The organism is Streptomyces sp. NBC_00234, assembly GCF_036195325.1.
Lineage (GTDB): Bacteria > Actinomycetota > Actinomycetes > Streptomycetales > Streptomycetaceae > Streptomyces.
On sequence record NZ_CP108101.1, the window covers coordinates 737483 to 759173 of the forward strand.

The 21691-nt window shown below is 68.5% G+C and carries 1 protein-coding gene and 1 pseudogene; both read right to left on the reverse strand.

What is annotated here, in order from left to right; all coding sequences use genetic code 11:
• Positions 1-31: 31 nt before the first annotated feature.
• Positions 32-10537 (reverse strand): annotated as a pseudogene (locus OG230_RS03175) (type I polyketide synthase); the annotation flags it as partial.
• 447 nt (positions 10538-10984) lie between these two features.
• Positions 10985-21682, reverse strand: coding sequence for a type I polyketide synthase (locus OG230_RS03180; RefSeq protein WP_443051483.1), 10698 nt, complete (start codon positions 21680-21682; stop codon positions 10985-10987).
• Between the last annotated feature and the right edge of the window lie 9 nt (positions 21683-21691).

Genomic DNA, 21691 nt, shown 5'->3' on the forward strand with positions numbered 1-21691 from the left:
AGGAAGTTCATATGAGGACTGAGAAGAGCTCTCAGGAATGGCCGAGTTCGTTGTCGAGCAGGTCGAACAGCTCGTCGTCGGAAGCGGTGCTGAGATCCGGCTCGTCCTCGGCCGTCGCCGCATCGGGCTGGGCCGCGTTCCAGCGGCGCAGCAGGGTTTCCAGGCGCGCCGTGATCTGAGCGCGCCCACCGTCCATGAGCGAGGCGGCAGCGAGAGCAGCCTCCAGGCGCTCGACCTCGCCGATCAGCTGCTGGGAACCGTCGGCATCGCGGGGTGCCAGCGACTCCTGGAGCTGTACGGCCACGTCGCGGGCGGTCGGGTAGTCGAACACCAGGGTGGGGGGGAGCTCCAGTCCGGTGGCGATGTTGAGGCGGTTTCGGAATTCGACGGCTGTCAGTGAGTCGAAACCGAGTTCCTTGAAGGCCCGGTCCGCCTCGATGGCGTTGGCCGTGGCATGGCCGAGTACGCCGGCGACCTGTTCCCGCACCACGTCCAGGAGCAACCGCTCCCGCTCCTCCGGACCGAGTCCGGACAGCCGTCCTGCGAGGGTCGCGCCTCCGCCGACCGTGCTCCGGGAGGAGACACGAGCCATGTGGCGGAGGAGGTGGGGAACGGTGGCCGGCTGGGACCGCAACGCCACGAGATCCAACGGCAACGGCACCATCACCGCCCCACCCACACCCGAATCCACGCTCATCGCCGCGTCGAACAACTCCAGACCCTCAACCGCACCCAGCGCCGGGAAACCCTGCCGAGCCAACCGCTCCACATCACCGACCGACAACCGGTCAGCCATCCCACCAACACCGACCCACGGCCCCCACACCAACGACCGACCCGGCAAACCACCAGCCACCCGCACCACAGCCAACGCATCCAAAAACGCATTCGCCGCCGCATAATTCGCCTGCCCCGGGCCACCCAACAACCCAGCCACCGACGAGAACATCACAAACGCCGACAGGTCCATCCCCGCCGTCAGCTCATGCAGATGCCAAGCCGCAACAGCCTTCGGCGCCAACACCCCGTCCATACGCTCCGGCGTCATCGCACCGATCACACCGTCATCAAGCACACCAGCAACATGCACCACACCCGTCAGAACAACCCGATCCAGCACCGCTGCCAACGCAGCACGGTCCGCGACATCACAACCCGCCACCGACACACGCGCCCCAGCCGCCTCCAGATCCGCGACCAGCTCCTCAGCCCCCGGAGCCCGCAGCCCCCGACGACTCACCAACAACAAGTCGCTTACCCCATGAGCCGCCACGAGATGCCGGGCCACCAACGCACCCAACCCACCGGTGCCACCGGTCACCAGCACCGTGCCGTCACCGAACGACCCAGCACCATCAACCGACACCGGACCCGCAGCCGAACGCACCAGACGCGGAGCCCATACCCGGCCCTCACGCACCGCCACCTCGGGCTCACCACAACCAACCACCAACTCCACCGCACCAGCAGAACCATCCACATCACCCAGAACAATCCGCCCCGGATTCTCCGCCTGAGCCGCCCGAACCAGACCCCACACCCCAGCACCAGCCAGATCAGACACCCCACCACCATCCACCGACACCGCACCACGCGTAACAATCACCAACCGGCAATCAGCAAACCGCTCATCCGCCAACCACCCCTGCACCACACCCAAAACCCCACCAACAGCACCCCGCAACGCCCCCGGAACACCCTCCCCAGACACACCCGCTGGAGCCTCCGGGACGGCGAACACCACCGCATCCGCACCCACCTCACCACCACCCGCAACGTCCTCCCACCACACAAACGAACCCACACCATTGGCCACCGAACCCTCAGCAACCACACCCCACTCAACCGCCAGCAGGGAATCGGTCGTGGAAGCCTTGGTCCGCAGCTGCTTCAGGTCCAGTGGGCGAGTGGTGAGCGATGCTGCTGAGAACACAGGTGAGCCGGCGATGTCGGTGACATCCATCGCATAACCGGAGTCGTCACGTACCAGTCGAACGCGAAGCTCGTCCGCGCCCGTGGCATACAGGGCCACCTTGCTCCACTCGGACGGCATCCTCGGCGTGCCACCGGTCCCGGCCTCGCCCACCAGCAGGGCAGCCTGCAGGCCACCCTCCAGGAGAGCGGGGTGCAGCCCTGGCTGGCCACCGTCCTCCCGGGCTTCGTCGGGCACGGCGACCTCGGCGAAGATCTCCTCGCCCCGCGTCCAGACAGCCTTCAGCCCCTGGAGCCCCGGTCCGTACCCGTACCCCTGATCTGCCAGCTGCTCATACACCGCATCGAAAGGAACCGACACAGCACCGGGCGGCGGCCACACCACCAGGTCGACATCGGGAGCGGATGCCTGCGGCATCAGCGTCCCCTCCGCATGCACCGTCCACGTCGCATCCGGATCACCCTCCACACGGGAGTGAACGGCAATGCTGCGACGGTCGGTGGGTGCCTCGGCTGCGCCGACTGCCACCTGGAACTGCACGGCAGCGTTCTCGGGAACGACCAACGGTGCCTGAAGCCTCAGCTCCTCCAGCAGCGCGCACCCGACCTCGTCACCTGCGCGAAGCGCCAGCTCCACCCAACTGGTCCCCGGCACCAGCACGCTGCCCAGGATGTTGTACTCGGCAAGCCAGGGATGGGAGTTGAGGGAGAGGCGGCCGGTGAAGACAACTCCGCCGTCCGGCAAGGTCACCGCCGCGCCCAGCAGCGGATGCCCTCCCGCGCCGAGACCCAGCGACTCCGGATCACCCCCGCTGACTGCGGGGAGCGACCAGTAGTGCTGACGCTGGAAGGCGTAGGTGGGCAGGTCGACGCGGCGGGCACCGGTGGGCGCGTAGAACGCGGCCCAGTCCGGTGCGTGGCCGACGGTGTGCAGCCGCGCGAGCGCTGTCACCAGAGCCTCGGGCTCACTCTGGTTGCGACGCAGGCCGGGCACGAACACCGCGTCGGACGCGGAGTTCTGTGCCATCGCGGTCAGTACGGCGTCGGGACCGACCTCCAGGAACACCGAGACCCCAGCAGCCGACAGCGCACGAACACCATCGCCGAACCGCACGGCCTCGCGGACGTGACGCACCCAGTACTCGGCAGTGCGCAGATCGTCCGAAGTGGCCAGCTCGCCGGTGACGTTGGAGACGACGGGGATACGGGCCTCGCCGTACTCGACGCTCTCCGCGACCGTCCGGAACTCCTTCAGCATCGGTTCCATCAGCGGCGAGTGGAACGCGTGCGAGACCCGCAGACGACTCGTCTTACGACCCTCCGACTCGAAACGAGCCGCAACCTCCAGGACCTCGTCCTCGGCACCGGAGATCACCACCGCATCCGGACCATTGACCGCCGCGATACTCACGGCGTCCGAGGTCAGGTACGGAAGGACCTCGTCCTCCGACGCCCGGACAGCGACCATCGCGCCGCCCTCCGGAAGCGCCTGCATCAGCCGAGCCCGCGCGGCAACCAGCCTCGACGCATCTGCCAGTGAGAGAACTCCCGCTATGTGCGCGGCTGTCAGTTCACCGACGGAGTGCCCGGCGACGAAGTCGGGGCGCACACCCCACGACTCCAGCAGACGGAACAGGGCGGTCTCGAACGCGAACAACGCCGGCTGAGTGAACTCCGTCCGCTCCAGAACACCCGCGTCCTCACCCCACACCACATCCCGCAGCGGCTTCGACAGGTGGCCGTCCAACTCCGCGACCACCGCATCGAAAGCCTCAGCGAACACGGGGAACGCACCGTGGAGTTCACGGCCCATCCCCACCCGCTGCGCACCCTGACCCGTGAACAGGAACGCGGATCTACCGGTGCGCACAGCACCCACGGCAACGCCGTTCGAACCGCCCGCCGCAAGCGTCCGCAGCCCCTCGACCAGCTGCTCTCGCGTCCCGCCCACTACAGCAGCCCGATGCTCGAACCCCGCACGCGAGGTCACCAACGAGAAGCCGACATCCACCGGACGTATCTCAGACGCACCCACCACCTGATCCAGCAGACGCCCGGCCTGATCACGCAACGCCTCCGGACTCCGGCCCGACACCACCCACGGCACCACCGGACCATCCACCACCGGCACAACAGCAGCGGCGGACTCCTCCACCACCTGCTCCAAAACCACATGCGCGTTCGTGCCACTGATCCCGAACGACGACACAGCAGCCCGCCGCGGACCATCCGTCTCAGGCCACTCCCTGGCCTCCGTCAACAACTCCACCGCACCCGCAGACCAATCCACCTGATCCGACGGACGATCCACATGCAACGTCTTCGGCAACACACCATGCCGCATTGCCTGCACGGCCTTGATCACCTGGCTCACGCCGGCGGCGGCCTGGGTGTGGCCCATGTTGGACTTGATGGAGCTCAGCCACAGCGGTCGTCCTTCGGGCCGCTCCTGGCCGTACGTCGCCAGCAACGCCTGCGCCTCGATCGGATCACCCAGCGTCGTACCCGTACCGTGCGCCTCCACCAGATCCACATCGGCGCCGGTCAGACCCGCATTGGCGAGGGCCTGCCGAATGACGCGTACCTGCGACGGGCCGTTCGGGGCAGAGAATCCGTTGCTCGCCCCGTCCTGGTTCAGCGCCGAACCCCGCACCACCGCAACCACCGGATGACCCAGGCGACGCGCATCGGAAAGCCGCTCCACGAGGAGCATCCCCGCGCCCTCACCCCACGCCGTCCCATCCGCACCCGCAGCAAACGACTTCGCACGACCGTCCGCCGCCAGCCCACGCTGCTCACTGAAGTAGACGAACATCTGGGGCGTGGTCATGACGGTGACGCCGCCGGCGAGTGCCAGGTCGCAGTCGCCGGACCGAAGGGACTGGATCGCCGAGTGCAGGGCGACCAAGGAAGAGGAGCAGGCGGTGTCGACCGTCACGGCCGGGCCCTCCAGGCCCAGCGTGTAGGCGATCCGACCGGAGACGAGGCTTCCACCGGCACTGACGCCCGCGTAATCGTGGTACATCAGTCCGGCGAAGACACCGGTGCGCGATCCCTTGAGCGTGCCCGGATCGATTCCGGCGCGCTCGATGGCCTCCCACGACACCTCCAGCAGCAGCCGCTGCTGGGGGTCCATCTCGTACGCCTCACGGGGGCTGATCCCGAAGAACCCGGGGTCGAACTCGCCCGCTTCGTGGAGGAATCCGCCGTCCTTGGTGTACGTCTTCCCGAGCCTCCCGGGCTCGGGGTCGTACAGCCGTCCGGTGTCCCAGCCACGGTTGTCGGGGAATGCCGACACCACATCGCGGCCCCCGGCGACCACATCCCACAGGTCCTCGGGGGATTCCACACCGCCCGGGTAGCGGCAGGCCATCGCGACGATGACGATCGGGTCGTCGTCCAGGACCGTCGGGCGCAGGACCGCGGAGCCCGTCGCCTGTGCGCCTCCGCTCCCTGTCAGCTGGGTGTCGACGAACGCCGCCACCGACCGTGCGCTGGGGTAGTCGAAGACCAAGGTCGCCGGCAGCCGCAGGCCGGTAGCAGCGTTGACGCGGTTACGGAGCTCGATGGCCGTGAGCGAGTCGAAGCCCAGATCCTTGAAGGCGCGGTCCGCTTCGACGGCGTCGACAGTGGCGTGTCCGAGCACACCGGCGACCTGCTCCCGCACCACGTCCAGCAGCAGCCGTGCCCGCTCCTCGTGAGGCAGACCCGACAGTTGCGCAGCCAGACCGGACGGCAGGCCCCGGTCGCCGGCCGCACGCCGTACAGGAAGACGTACGAGCCCACGCAGCAGTGGAGGCAGCCCGTCTCCGCGCCGACGCAACACGGCCTGGTCCAGGGGCAACGGCACCACGAGCGGACCGCCCGCGGACAGACCGGCATCGAACAGTTCCAGCCCCTGCTCCACGCTGAGGGCGGGGAAGCCCTGGCGGGCCATGTGCTCAGCGGCCTCATCGGCCTGGTCGTTCATCCCGGTGTCGACGTTCCAGAGACCGAAGGCCATGGACACCGCTGCCAGACCCTGTGCCCGGCGAGCGGTCGCCAGTCCGTCGAGGAAGGAGTTCGCCGCAGCGTAGTTCGCCTGCCCTGCTGCCAGCACCAGGCCGCCGGCCGAGGAGAACAGCACGAACGCCGACAGGTCCATCCCCGCCGTCAGCTCATGCAGATGCCAAGCCGCGTCCGCCTTCGGTGCCAGCACCCCGTCCATACGCTCCGGAGTCATCGCACCGATCACACCGTCATCAAGCACACCAGCAACATGCACCACACCCGTCAGAACAACCCGGTCCAGCACCGCTGCCAGCGCAGCACGGTCCGCGACATCACAACCCGCCACCGACACACGCGCCCCGGCCGCCTCCAGATCCGCGACCAGTTCCTCAGCCCCCGGAGCCCGCAGCCCCCGACGACTCACCAGCAGCAGATCCCGTACCCCGTGCGCCGCGACGAGATGCCGGGCCACCAACGCACCCAACCCACCCGTACCACCAGTCACCAGCACCGTGCCGTCACCAAACGACCCAGCACCATCAACCGACACCGGACCCGTAGCCGAACGCACCAGACGCGGAGCCCATACCCGGCCCTCACGCACCGCCACCTCGGGCTCACCACAACCAACCACCAACTCCACCGCACCAGCAGAACCATCCACATCACCCAGAACAATCCGCCCCGGATTCTCCGCCTGAGCCGCCCGAACCAGACCCCACACCCCAGCACCAGCCAGATCAGACACCCCACCACCATCCACCGACACCGCACCACGCGTAACAATCACCAACCGGCAATCAGCAAACCGCTCATCCGCCAACCACCCCTGCACCACACCCAAAACCCCACCAACAGCACCCCGCAACGCCCCCGGAACACCCTCCCCAAGCGCATCCGCTGGAGCCTCCGGGACGGCGAACACCACCGCATCCGCACCCACCTCACCACCACCCGCAACGTCCTCCCACCACACAAACGAACCCACACCCACACCATTGGCCGCCGAACCCTCAGCAACCACACCCCACTCAACCGCCAGCAAAGAACCACCAGCAGCCCCACGCCCACCCGCACTCAACTGCTCGGCAGACACCTCACGCGCCACCAACGACCCCACCGACAGCACCGGCGCACCCGCACCATCAGCCACCTCCAACCCCAGCTGACCCTTACCACCCCGCACAATCCGCACCCGCACCACCGACGCACCCGCCGCGAACAGCGACACACCCGTCCACGAGAACGGCAGTACGGTCTCGCCCTCGCCGGTAAGGAGGACCGAGTGGAGGGCGGCGTCGAGCAGAGCGGGGTGCAGACCGAACCGGCCGGCATCGTCACGGGCCTCGTCGGGAAGGGCGACCTCGGCGAAGATCTCCTCACCCCGCGTCCAGACAGCCTTCAGCCCCTGGAACACCGGGCCATACCCATACCCCTGATCCGCCAGCCGCTCATACGCACCCACGACAGGCACCGACACGGCACCAGCCGGCGGCCACGCCACCAGATCGAAATCGGGTGCGGGTGCCTGCGGCAGGAGGGCACCCTCAGCGTGCAGAGTCCACGGGAGCTCCCGGTCGCCCTCCGGCCGAGAGTGCACACTCACCGCACGTGCACTGTCATCGGTCGGAGCCCCGACCACGACCTGGACCTGCAACGCCTCGGTGTCGGGCAGGGTCAAGGGCGCCTGAAGAGTCAGTTCCTCCAGCAGGCCGCACCCGACCTCCTCACCCGCACGGATGGCCAGCTCCACCAAACCCGTCCCCGGCACCAGCACACTGCCCAGCACACTGTGATCAGCAAGCCAGGGCTGGGTGGTGAGGGAGAGACGTCCGGTGAAGACCACTCCCCCGTCGGGCAGACCAACGGCCGCGCCCAGGACGGGGTGGTCCGCCGGCACGAGACCCAGCGATTCCGGATCACCCCCGGCGACTGCGGGGAGCGACCAGTAGTGCTGGTGCTGGAAGGCGTACGTGGGCAGGTCGACGCGGCGGGCGCCGGTGGGCGCGTAGAAAGCCGACCAGTCGACTGCGTGGCCGACGGTGTGCAGCCGCGCCAGCGCGGTGACCAATGCCTCGGACTCGCTCTGCTGACGACGCAGACCGGGCACGAACACCACGTCATCATCTGCGGTGTCGGCGAGGGCATTCTGTGCCATGGCAGTGAGGACGGCGTCGGGGCCGACCTCCAGGAATACGGAGACCCCTGACTCGGACAGCGTACGAATGCCGTCTCCGAAGCGCACGGCCTCGCGGACGTGACGCACCCAGTACTCGGCAGTGCGCAGATCGTCCGAAGTAGCAAGCTCACCGGTGACGTTGGAGACCACCGGGATACGAGGCACCCCGAACGTCACACTCTCGGCGACGGCGCGGAACTCGGCCAGCATCGGCTCCATCAACGGCGAGTGGAACGCGTGCGAGACCCGCAGACGACTCGTCTTACGCCCCAGCTCTTCAAAGCGAGCCGCAACCTCCAGCACCTCGTCCTCGGCACCGGAGATCACCACCGCGTCCGGACCGTTCACGGCCGCGATACTCACGGCGTCCGAGGTCAGATACGGAAGGACCTCGTCCTCCGACGCCCGGACGGCGACCATCGCGCCACCCTCCGGAAGCGCCTGCATCAGCCGCGCCCTGGCAGCCACCAGCCTCGCCGCATCAGCGAGGGACAGGACACCCGACACGTGCGCGGCTGTCAGCTCACCCACCGAATGCCCGGCAACGAAGTCGGGACGCACACCCCACGACTCCAGCAAACGGAACAGGGCGGTCTCGAAGGCGAACAACGCCGGCTGAGTGAACTCCGTCCGCTCCAGAACACCCGCATCCTCACCCCACACCACATCACGCAACGACCCCGACAGATGGCCATCGAGCTCCGCGACCACCGCATCAAACGCCTCAGCGAACACCGGGAACGCACCGTGGAGTTCACGTCCCATCCCCACCCGCTGCGCACCCTGACCCGTAAACAGGAAGGCGGACTTCCCCGCGCGCACAGCACCGACGGCAACGCCGTTCGAACCGCCCGCCGCCAGCGTCCGCAGCCCCTCGACCAGCTGCTCTCGCGTCCCGCCCACGACAGCAGCCCGATGCTCGAACCCCGCACGTGACGTCACCAACGAGAAGCCGACATCCACCGGACGTATCTCAGACGCACCCACCACCTGATCCAGCAGACGCCCGGCCTGATCACACAACGCCTCCGGACTCCGGCCCGACACCACCCACGGCACCACCGGACCATCCACCACCGGCACACCAACAACAGCGGCGGACTCCTCCACCACCTGCTCCAAAACCACATGCGCGTTCGTGCCACTGATCCCGAACGACGACACCGCAGCCCGCCGCGGACCATCCGTCTCAGGCCACTCACGGGCCTCCGTCAACAACTCCACCGCACCCGCAGACCAATCCACCTGATCCGACGGACGATCCACATGCAATGTCTTCGGCAACACACCATGCCGCATCGCATGAACAACCTTGATAATCCCCGCCACACCAGCAGCAGCCTGCGTATGACCCATGTTCGACTTCACCGAACCCAGCCACAACGGCCGACCCTCAGCCCGATCCTGCCCATAGGTGGCCAGCAGCGCCTGCGCCTCGATCGGATCACCCAAAGTCGTACCCGTACCGTGCGCCTCCACCAGATCCACATCTCTGGTGGTCAGTCGGGCGTTCCGCAGTGCTTCCTGGATGACGCGGCGCTGCGAGGGTCCGTTCGGGGCCGTAAGTGCGCTGCTGGCACCGTCCTGGTTGACGGCCGAGCCGCGTACGACCGCGAGCACCGGGTGACCGTTGCGCCGCGCATCGGAGAGGCGCTCCACCAGGAGGACGCCGACGCCCTCGCCCCAGCCCGTGCCATCGGCCGCCGCCGCGAACGACTTGCACCGACCGTCCGCAGCCAACCCACGCTGACGACTGAACTCCACAAACGTCTCCGGCGTCGCCATCACCGTCACGCCACCCACCAACGCCAGCGAACTGTCCCCCGACCGCAGAGACTGCACCGCCGAATGCAACGCCACCAACGACGACGAACACGCCGTATCCATCGTCACCGCCGGCCCCTCAAGACCCAGCGTGTACGCCACCCGCCCGGACACGATGGATCCGGTCGCGCCGACGTCCGTGTAGTCGTGGTACATCACGCCCGCGAACACACCCGTTCGCGAGCCCGCCAGCGTCGACGGAACGATGCCCGCCCGCTCGATCGCTTCCCACGACACCTCCAGCAGCAGCCGCTGCTGTGGGTCCATGTCGTGGGCTTCCCGGGGGCTGATCCCGAAGAAGGCCGGGTCGAAGCCGGCGGCCCCGTGCAGGAATCCGCCGTCCTTCGTGTAGGTCTTCCCCGGCTTGCCCTGCTCGGGGTCGTACAGATGATCGGTGTCCCAGCCACGGTCCTGCGGGAATGCGGATACCGCGTCCCGGCCTTCCGCCGCCAATCGCCACAGATCCTCGGGGGATTCCACACCGCCGGGATAGCGGCAGGCCATCCCCACGATAGCGATCGGCTCGGTGTCGTGCTGTTCCTTGTCCGTGAGGCGCTTTCGGACGTCCCGTAGCTCAGCAGTCGTTCGCTTGAGATAGTCGAGAAGTTTCTCCTCGCTGCTCACCAGTCACCCCACTGAATTGGTCCACGACCGAAAGAGTTCACGTTGGCTCAGGAATTCCGAATGCCAGGAAATGCAGCGAGCATCGCCAGGGAAAGCATCCGGCCATAAGAGCCGATTCACCGATAGCGACGTTACTGAGTGTGCCGAGGGGCGGCCAACCCCTAGCCGCCCCTAGGGGCGCGGCCCGCAATCCCACCTGGGCGGGACATGGAATGGCGCGCCACCGTGCACCGCCACGTCCGGTCCGCCGCTCGGTGGGGGGCACCGAGCGGCCGGAGGACGTGTACCGCCTGAGCTGGCAGACGATTCGGTACACGGTGGCGCGCAGCCGCCTTCGGTACGGGGGGAGGCACCGAAGGGGTTGAGGGGCGGCCCAGGGCAAGGGGTGCGCTGGGCCGCGGGTTATCCCGGAAGAGCTACAGCCGGAGGAATACCTCAGTTCCGGGCGTCGAGTTCGGAATCAAGAATGCCGAAGAGTTCGTCGGCGGTCACGGAGTCGAGGTCGACCCCGGTGTCCTCCGGTGCGGTGCCGTCCGCGGAGTTCTCCGCCCAGCCGGCGGCGATGCCGCGCAGGAGATCGGCGATGCGGGTGCGACCGTTCTCGTCCGCCGTGACTCCGGCCATCATCGATTCCAGTTTGCGGAGTTCGGCCTCCAGCAGATCGGTGCCGTTCTCCGCTTCTCCACCGAAGAGTTCGTCGAGCATATAGCCGACCACGGCGGAGACCGACGGATAGTCGAAGACGAAGGTTGCCGGAAGACGGCGACCGAGCAGCGCACCGATTCCGTTGCGAAGCTCCAGCGCCATCAACGAGTCGATACCGGCGTCCATGAATCCCCGGTTGACGTCGACGGCTTCGGAACGCTCATGACCCAGGACCCTCGCCACCTGCGACCGCACGAGGGTGAGCAGTTCCTGGCGCCGTTCCTCGGCATCCGCCCCGGCGAGCCGGCGGCGCAGCTCGTCGCCCGAACCCTCCTGCCGCGTCCCCGCGGCTGCCCCGGCACGCCGGGGCGGAGTGCCCACCAGGCGGTGGAACACGTTCGACAGCGTGTCCCGCCGGCGCCGCAGCTCCGGCAGGTCCAGGCGGGCCGCCACCAGCTGCGGCTCACCGGAGGACACAGCCGCGTCGAGCAGGGCGAGCCCGGCCTCGGCGGGCAGCGCGGCGACCCCCAGGCGGGACGTGTCGTCGGCGGCGAGATGTCCGGTCATTCCGCTGTCCTGTTCCCACAGTCCCCAGGCGAGCGACTGCGCGGGCAGGTCCTGTGCCCGGCGGTGGGCGGCCAGGCCGTCCAGGAAGGCGTTGGCCGCCGCGTAGTTGGCCTGCCCGGGGTTGCCGAGAGCGCCCGCGACGGAGGAGAACATGACGAACGCCGACAGGTCCAGGCCGGCTGTGAGCTCGTGCAGATGCCAGGCCGCGTCGGCCTTGGGCGCGAACACCCTGGAGAGGCGTTCCGGGGTGAGGCCGGTGAGGACACCGTCGTCCAGTACGCCCGCCGCGTGCACCACTCCGGTCAGCGGCTGCTCGGCGTCGAACTCCTTCAGCAGGGCGGCGAGCGCCTCCCGGTCGGAGACGTCGCAGGCCGCAACGGTCACCTGGGCGCCCGCGGCCTCGAGCTCCGCGGCCAGTTCCGCGGCGCCGGGGGCGTCAGCGCCCCGGCGGCTGACGAGCGCCAGGTGCCGCACCTGATGTACGGCCACGAGGTGGCGTGCCACCACCGCTCCGAGGCCACCTGTACCGCCGGTGACAAGCACCGTGCCGTCCCCGAACGACGCACGGCCGCCACCGGCGACCTCCTCGGCGTCACCGGGGGCCACGGCCTCGGAGACCGTACGGACCAGTCGGGGCACGCGTATCCGGCCGCCCCGCACGGCGACTTCGGACTCTCCCGAAGCGACGGCGAACTGCACCGCGCCCGGCAGCTCATCGGCCGATGCGGAGGAACCGGAACCATCCGCCGCCCCCTCCAGATCGGCCAGGACGATACGGCCGGGATTCTCCGCCTGGGCGGCACGGACCAGCCCCCAGACCGCGGAGGCGGCCACATCCGTCACCTGCTCGCCGTCTACGGAGACCGCGCCCCGTGTGGCGATCACCAGCCGCGCATCGGCGAGCTTCTCATCCGTCAGCCATCGCTGCAGAACCTCCAGAACGGTGCCGGTGACCTCACGCGCCGCAGTCGGAACAGCACGCGTGCGGTCACCCACCCCCTCGCCCATGGGGGTCACCGGGCAGGTGAACACCAGGATCTCGGGAACGTCCGCATCCGTCGGGACGGCCCGGTCGGCCACGTCGGCCCAGGGCGTCAGGGACGGGGCGCCTGCCGGCACCGCGAACTCTGCCGTCCAGTCCAGGCAGTGCAGCGGATCGGCGCCACCCGCGTCCGTCCCACGCAGCTGGTCGGGGTCGACAGCCCTGGCGGCCAGCGACTGCACCGACAGCACAGGACCGCCTTCACCGTCCGCCACTTCGATAAGGGACACGCTGCCCTGTTGCACCAACCGCACGCGCAGGTCGGCGGCTCCCACGGCGTGCAGCGCGACACCGCTCCAGGAGAAGGGCAGCATCGTCTTTCCGTCCTCCTCGGTGCCTTCCTCGTCGTTGCTCCCGCTCGAACCGGTGAGCAGTACGGCGTGGAGGGCGGCATCGAGAAGGGCGGGGTGGAACCCGAATCGGCCGGCGTCCGCGCGGGCCTCCTCGGGAAGGGTCACCTCGGCGAAGATCTCCTCGCCCCGCTGCCAGGCAGCCTTCAGCCCCTGGAACACCGGCCCGTACCCATAGCCCTGATCCGCCAGTCGCTCATACGCGCCGTCGACGGAAACGGGCTCGGCTCCTTGCGGCGGCCACGCCACGAGGTCGAACTCGGGAGCGGGCGCCTGCGGCAACAGGATCCCTTCCGCATGCTGCGTCCACGGGACGTCCCGGTCGTCCTCCGCACGGGAGTGCACACGCACCACACGCGCGCCGTCGTCCGCGGCAGCGCCCACCGCGACCTGGACCTGCAATCCGTCGGAGTCCGGCAGCACCAACGGTGACTGAAGCGTCAGCTCGTCCAGCAGCCCGCAGCCGACCTCGTCACCCGCACGGAGGGCCAGCTCCACCAGGCCCGTCCCCGGCAGCAGCACACTGCCCAGGATGCTGTGGTCGGCAAGCCAGGAATGGGAGGCGAGGGAGAGCCTGCCGGTGAACACCGCTCCCCCGTCGGGCAGAGCAACGGCCGCACCCAACAGCGGATGTCCCGCCGAGCCCAGCCCCAGCGACTCGGGGTCGCCTCCTGTACGGGTCGGGAGCGACCAGTAGTGCTGGTGCTGGAAGGCGTAGGTGGGCAGGTCGACGCGGCGGGCACCGGTGGGTGCGTAGAACGCGGCCCAATCCGGTGCGTGGCCGACGGTGTGCAGCCGCGCGAGCGCGTTGACCAGGGCCTCGGGCTCGCTCTGGTTGCGACGCAGGCCGGGCACGAACACCGCGTCGGTCGCGGAGTTCTGTGCCATCGCGGTCAGGACGGCGTCGGGACCGACCTCCAGGAACACCGAGACCCCGGCAGCCGACAGCGCACGAACACCGTCCCCGAAGCGGACGGCCTCGCGGACGTGACGTACCCAGTACTCGGCAGTGCGCAGATCGTCCGAAGTAGCAAGCTCACCGGTGACGTTGGAGACCACCGGGATACGCGGCTCCCCGAACGTCACGCTCTCGGCGACGGCGCGGAACTCCTTCAGCATCGGCTCCATCAGCGGCGAGTGGAACGCGTGCGAGACCCGCAGACGACTCGTCTTACGACCCTCCGACTCGAAACGAGCCGCAACCTCCAGGACCTCCTTCTCGGCTCCGGAGATCACCACCGCATCCGGACCGTTCACGGCCGCGATACTCACCGCGTCCGAGGTCAGATACGGAAGGACCTCGTCCTCCGACGCCCGGACGGCGACCATCGCGCCACCCTCCGGAAGCGCCTGCATCAGCCGCGCACGCGCCGCCACCAACCTCGCCGCATCGGCGAGGGACAGGACACCCGACACGTGCGCGGCTGTCAGCTCACCCACCGAATGCCCGGCGACGAAGTCGGGACGCACACCCCACGACTCCAGCAGACGGAACAGGGCGGTCTCGAAGGCGAACAACGCCGGCTGAGTGAACTCCGTCCGCTCCAGAACACCCGCGTCCTCACCCCACACCACATCCCGCAACGACCCCGACAGATGGCCGTCCAACTCCGCGACCACCGCATCAAACGCCTCAACGAACACCGGGAACGCGCCGTACAGCTCACGGCCCATCCCCACCCGCTGCGCACCCTGACCCGTAAACAGGAAGGCCGACGCACCTGCCGACTGGGCGACCCCTTGCACCACGCCGGGGACCTCATCGCCGTCCACCAACCTGCGCAGACCTGCGAGCAGTTCGTCCCTGTCGTGGCCCATCACCACAGCACGGTGGTCCAGCACCGCGCGCGAAGTCGCGAGCGAGAAGCCGACATCCACCGGACGTATCTCCGGCGCCTCCACCACCTGCGTCAGCAGACGGGCGGCCTGCGCCTTCAACGCGTCGACGCCGGCGGCCGAGAGGGGCCAGGCAAGCACCGGGAACTCTTCGGATCCTTCGCCCTGGGCGGGCTCCTGCTCCGGTGCCTGCTCGATGATCACGTGCGCGTTCGTGCCACTGATCCCGAACGACGACACCGCAGCCCGCCGCGGACCATCCGTCTCAGGCCACTCCCTGGCCTCCGTCAACAACTCCACCGCACCCGCAGACCAATCCACCTGATCCGACGGACGATCCACATGCAACGTCTTCGGCAACACACCATGCCGCATCGCATGAACAACCTTGATAATCCCCGCCACACCAGCAGCAGCCTGCGTATGACCCATATTCGACTTCACCGAACCCAGCCACAACGGCCGACCCTCAACCCGATCCTGCCCATAGGTGGCCAACAACGCCTGCGCCTCGATCGGATCACCCAGCGTCGTACCCGTACCGTGCGCCTCCACCAGATCCACATCGGCACCCGTCAGACCCGCATTCGCAAGCGCCTGCCGAATCACCCGCACCTGCGACGGACCATTCGGAGCCGTCAGACCATTACTCGCACCATCCTGATTCAGCGCCGAACCCCGCACCACCGCAACCACCGGATGACCCAAGCGACGCGCATCGGAAAGCCGCTCCACAAGGAGCATCCCCGCACCCTCACCCCACGCCGTCCCATCCGCACCCGCAGCAAACGACTTCGCACGCCCATCCGCAGCCAACCCACGCTGACGACTGAACTCCACAAACGTCTCCGGCGTCGCCATCACCGCAACCCCACCCACCAACGCCAAATCACAATCCCCAGAACGCAAAGACTGCACCGCCGAATGCAACGCCACCAACGACGACGAACACGCCGTATCCACCGTCACCGCCGATCCCTCAAGACCCAACGTGTAGGCGATGCGGCCGGAGACCAGGCTGCCTTCGTTGGCGCCCGCCGCGTAGTCGTGGTACATCACACCCGCGTACACGCTCGTCCGTGAACCTGCCAGCGTCGACGGAACGATGCCCGCCCGCTCGATGGCCTCCCACGACACCTCCAGCAGCAGCCGCTGCTGGGGATCCATCTCGTACGCCTCACGGGGACTGATCCCGAAGAAGTCGGCGTCGAACCGAGCCGCGTCGTGCAGGAATCCGCCCATGCGCGTGTACGACTTGCCCGGCGTGCCCGGCTCGGGGTCGTACAACCGTCCGGTGTCCCAGCCACGGTCCTCCGGGAACGACGAGACCGCGTCACGCCCCTCGGCCACCACGTCCCACAAGCCTTCGGGCGATTCCGCACCACCCGGGTAGCGGCAGGCCATCCCCACGATCACGATCGGATCGTCGTCGGCGATCACCTGGCGTACGACCACGTCACCGCCCGCCTGCGCTGCCCCGCTCTCCGACAACTCGGCATCGAGGTAGGAGGCCACGGCTCGCGCACTCGGGTAGTCGAACACCAGCGTCGCCGGCAGCCGCAGGCCTGTTGCGGCATTGAGGCGATTACGGAGCTCGACGGATGTCAGTGAGTCGAAACCGAGTTCCTTGAAGGCCCGGTCCGCTTCGACGGCATTGGCCGTGGCATGGCCGAGTACGCCAGCGACCTGCTCCCGCACCACGTCCAGGAGCAACCGCTCCCGCTCCTCGGCACTGAGGCCGGACAGCCGGGCTGTCAGCGCGCCCGATGAAGCACCGGAACGCACTACCTTGCGCGCGGCGGGCACCATGTGGCGGAGGAGGTGGGGGACGGTGGCCGGCTGGGACCGCAACGCCACCAGATCCAACGGCAACGGCACCATCACCGCCCCACCCACACCCGAATCCGAATCCACGCTCATCGCCGCGTCGAACAACTCCAGACCCTCAACCGCACCCAGCGCCGGGAAACCCTGCCGAGCCAACCGCTCCACATCACCGACCGACAACCGGTCAGCCATCCCACCAACACCGACCCACGGCCCCCACACCAACGACCGACCCGGCAAACCACCAGCCACCCGCACCACAGCCAACGCATCCAAAAACGCATTCGCCGCCGCATAATTCGCCTGCCCCGGGCCACCCAACAACCCAGCCACCGACGAGAACATCACAAACGCCTTCAACGGCATGTCCCGAGTCAGCTCATGCAGATGCCAGGCCGCATCCGCCTTCGGCGCCAACACCCCGTCCATACGCTCCGGCGTCATCGCACCGATCACACCGTCATCAAGCACACCAGCAACATGCACCACACCCGTCAGGGCAACCCGGTCCAGCACCGCTGCCAACGCACCGCGGTCCGCGACATCACAACCCGCCACCGACACACGCGCCCCAGCCGCCTCCAGATCCGCGACCAGCTCCTCAGCCCCCGGAGCCCGCAGCCCCCGACGACTCACCAACAACAAGTCGCGTACCCCATGAGCCGCCACGAGATGCCGGGCCACCAACGCACCCAACCCACCCGTACCACCGGTGACGAGTACCGTGCCGTCACCGAACGACCCAGCACCATCACCCGCTACCGGACCCGTAGCCGAACGCACCAGACGCGGAGCCCATACCCGGCCCTCACGCACCGCCACCTCGGGCTCACCACAACCAACCACCAGCTCCACCGCACCAGCAGAACCATCCACATCACCCAGAACAATCCGCCCCGGATTCTCCGCCTGAGCCGCCCGAACCAGACCCCACACCCCAGCACCAGCCAGATCAGACACCCCACCACCATCCACCGACACCGCACCACGCGTCACAATCACCAACCGGCAATCAGCAAACCGCTCATCCGCCAACCACCCCTGCACCACACCCAAAACCCCACCAACAGCACCCCGCAACGCCCCCGGAACACCCTCCCCAAGCGCATCCGCTGGAGCCTCCGGGACGGCGAACACCACCGCATCCGCACCCACCTCACCACCACCCGCAACGTCCTCCCACCACACAAACGAACCCACACCATTGGCCACCGAACCCTCAGCAACCACACCCCACTCAACCGCCAGCAAAGAACCACCAGCAGCCCCACGCCCACCGGCACTCAACTGCTCGGCAGACACCTCACGCGCCACCAACGACCCCACCGACAGCACCGGCGCACCCGCACCATCAGCCATCTCCAACCCCAGCTGACCCTTACCACCCCGCACAATCCGCACCCGCACCACCGACGCACCCGCCGCGAACAGCGACACACCCGTCCACGAGAACGGCAGGTGCGGAGCACCGTCGTCAGCGACCTCGGTGACCATCGCCGCGTGCAGGGCAGCATCGAGCAAGGCAGGATGCAGACCGAACCGGCCGGCATCCTCATGGGCTTCGTCGGGAAGGGCGACCTCGGCGAAGATCTCCTCGCCCCGCGTCCAGACAGCCTTCAGCCCCTGGAACACCGGGCCATACCCGTACCCCTGATCCGCAAGCCGCTCATACGCACCCACGACAGGCACCGACACGGCACCAGCCGGCGGCCACGCCACCAGATCGAAGTCAGCAGCAGGCGCGTCCGGGCGCAACATCCCCTCCGCGTGCAACGTCCAGGTTGCCTCGGAGTCGCCCTCCGGCCGCGAATGGACGCCCACCGGCCGCCCGCCGTCCTCGGTCGGAGCATCGACGACTACCTGGACCTGCACCCCGTCGCTGTCAGGGAGCATCAGGGGCGCCTGAAGAGTCAGCTCCTCCAGCAGGCCGCACCCGACCTCCTCACCCGCACGGACGGCCAGCTCCACCAAACCAGTCCCCGGCACCAGCACACTGCCCAGCACACTGTGATCAGCAAGCCAGAGCTGGGAGTTGGTGGAGAGGCGGCCCGTCAGGACCATCCCCCCGTCGGGCGTGCTCACGGCGGCTCGGAGCAGCGGGTGATCGAGGGGGGTCTGCCCCGCACCGGCAGCATCGCCCTTGCCGGCCGCGTTGGTGAAGCTCTCCTGCCAGTAGCGCTGCCGCTGGAAGGCGTACGTGGGCAGGTCGACGCGGCGGGCACCGGTGTTCTGGAGGCATGCGCTCCAGCCGACGGGCACGCCTCGAAGGTGTGCCGCGCCGAGTCCCGCCAACAGTTCGCGTTCCTCGGAACGGTTGCGCCGCTGTGTCGGGATGAGGGCGACGGCGTCCTGCTGCTCGCTGCCTCCGGAGACACAGTCCTGCGCCAGCGCTGTCAGTACGGTGTCGGGTCCGAGTTCGAGGAATGTCGTGACGTTCTTGGACTCCAGGCAGCGAATGCCGTCCGCGAAGCGCACGGCCTCCCGCACGTGCCGCACCCAGTACTCGGGCGAACGGAGTTCGGCGGCGGTGGCCAGTTCCCCGGTGACGTTCGACACGACCGGGAGAGTCGGGCTGTTGAAGGTGAGGGTGGCGGCAAGCTGGCCGAACACCTCCAGGATGGGCTCCATCAGCGGCGAGTGGAACGCGTGCGAGACCCGCAGACGACTCGTCTTACGACCCAGCTCTTCAAAGCGAGCCGCAACCTCCAGCACCTCCTTCTCCGCACCGGAGATCACCACCGCATCCGGACCGTTGACCGCCGCGATGCTCACGGCGTCCGAGGTCAGGTACGGAAGAACCTCATCCTCCGACGCCCGGAGCGCGACCATCGCGCCACCCTCCGGCAATGCCTGCATCAGCCGAGCCCGCGCCGCAACCAACCTCGACGCATCAGCCAGCGAGAGAACTCCCGCTATATGCGCGGCGGTCAGCTCACCCACCGAGTGCCCGGCAACATAATCGGGCCGCACGCCCCACGACTCCAGCAGACGGAACAACGCCGTCTCGAAGGCGAACAACGCCGGCTGAGTGAACTCCGTCCGCTCCAGCACCGCCGCGTCCTCGCCCCACATCACATCCCGCAGCGACCCCGCCAAGTGGCCATCCAGCTCCGCGACCACCGCATCGAAAGCCTCGGCGAACACCGGGAACGCGCCGTACAGCTCACGGCCCATCCCCACCCGCTGCGCACCCTGCCCCGTGAACAGGAAGGCGGTGCGGCCTCGGCGGCGCGGGGTGGCGGGGATTTCCCTCCGGGCGAAGGAGTCGAGTGCGGCGTCGAGTTCGGCACGGTTCTCGCCGATGAGCACCGCTCGGTGTTCGAGCGTGGCCCGGCCCGTGGCCAGGGAGTGGGCGATGTCGAGGGCCCGGGCTTCGGGGCGGGCCGCGAGGTGACCGCGCAGCCGGTCGGCCTGAGCCATGAGGGCCTGCGGGGTCTTCGCGGAGAGCACCCAGGGAATGACGGATGGAGTGCGTCGCGGGCTGTCGTCGGCGTCGGCGGGGGTGGCCTCGTCGACGGGCGGGGCCTGTTCGACGATGACGTGGGCGTTCGTACCGCTGATGCCGAAGGAGGAGACGGCGGCTCGTCGGGGACGGCCGGTCTCCGGCCACTCCCGGGCTTCGGTCAGCAGTTCCACGGCTCCCGCGGACCAGTCCACCTGAGGGGTGGGCTCGTCCAGATGGACGATGCCGGGCAGGAACCCTTCCTGCATGGCCAGGACCATCTTGATGACGCCGCCGACCCCGGCCGCGGCCTGGGTGTGTCCCAGGTTGGACTTCAGCGCGCCGAGGAGCAGCGGCTCTCCGCCCGGGGCGCGCTCACGGCCGTACGTGGCCATCAGGGCCTGCGCCTCGATGGGGTCTCCGAGGGTGGTGCCGGTGCCGTGGGTCTCCACGGTGTCGATGTCGGCGGCGGTCAGGCCGGCGTCGGCCAGGGCCTGCCGGATGACCCGCTGCTGGGAGGGACCGTTGGGCGTGGTGAGCCCGCTGGAGGCGCCGTCCTGGTTGAGGGCGGAGCCCCGGATCACCGCGAGCACCGGGTGTCCGTTGGCGCGGGCGTCGGAGAGGCGTTCGAGCAGGATGAGCGCGGCGCCTTCGGAGCACCCTGTGCCGTCCGCGCCCGCGGAGAAGGACTTGCAACGGCCGTCGGCCGCCAGGCCCCGCTGTTCGCTGAAGTACACGAACATGTCGGGTTCCGTCATCACGGTGACGCCGCCGGCGAGGGCGAGTGTGCACTCGCCCTTGCGGAGGGCCTGGGCGGCCCAGTGCAGGGCGACCAGCGAGGAGGAGCACGCCGTGTCCACGGTGACCGCCGGGCCCTCCAGCCCCAGGGTGTAGGCGACCCGGCCCGTGACCAGGCTGCCGTCGCTGCTGCCGGGTCCGTAGTCGTGGTACATCACGCCTGCGTAGACACCGGTCGCGGAGCCCTTGGCGGACGCCGGGTCGATGCCCGCGCTCTCGAACGCCTCCCAGGCGGTCTCGAGAAGCATCCGCTGCTGCGGGTCCATGCCCAGCGCCTCGCGGGGGCTGATCCCGAAGAACTCGGGGTCGAAGTCCACGGCGTCGTAGAGGAAGCCGCCTTCGCGGGCGATGGACTTGCCGGCGGCGCCGGGCTCCGGATCGTACAGAGCGTCGAGGTTCCAGCCCCGGTCGGTGGGGAACCCGGCGACGGCGTCCTTGCCGTCGCGGACCAGGCGCCACAGTTCTTCCGGGGTGCGCACGCCGCCGGGGTAGCGGCACGCCATGCCGACGATGGCGACGGGTTCGTCGGCACGGTCGGTGAGCTGCTGGTTCTGCTGTCGCAGCCGTTCGTTCTCCAGCATGGACGAGCGCAGTGCTTCGACGATCTGCTCAGCGGATGCTTCCACGTGATTGTC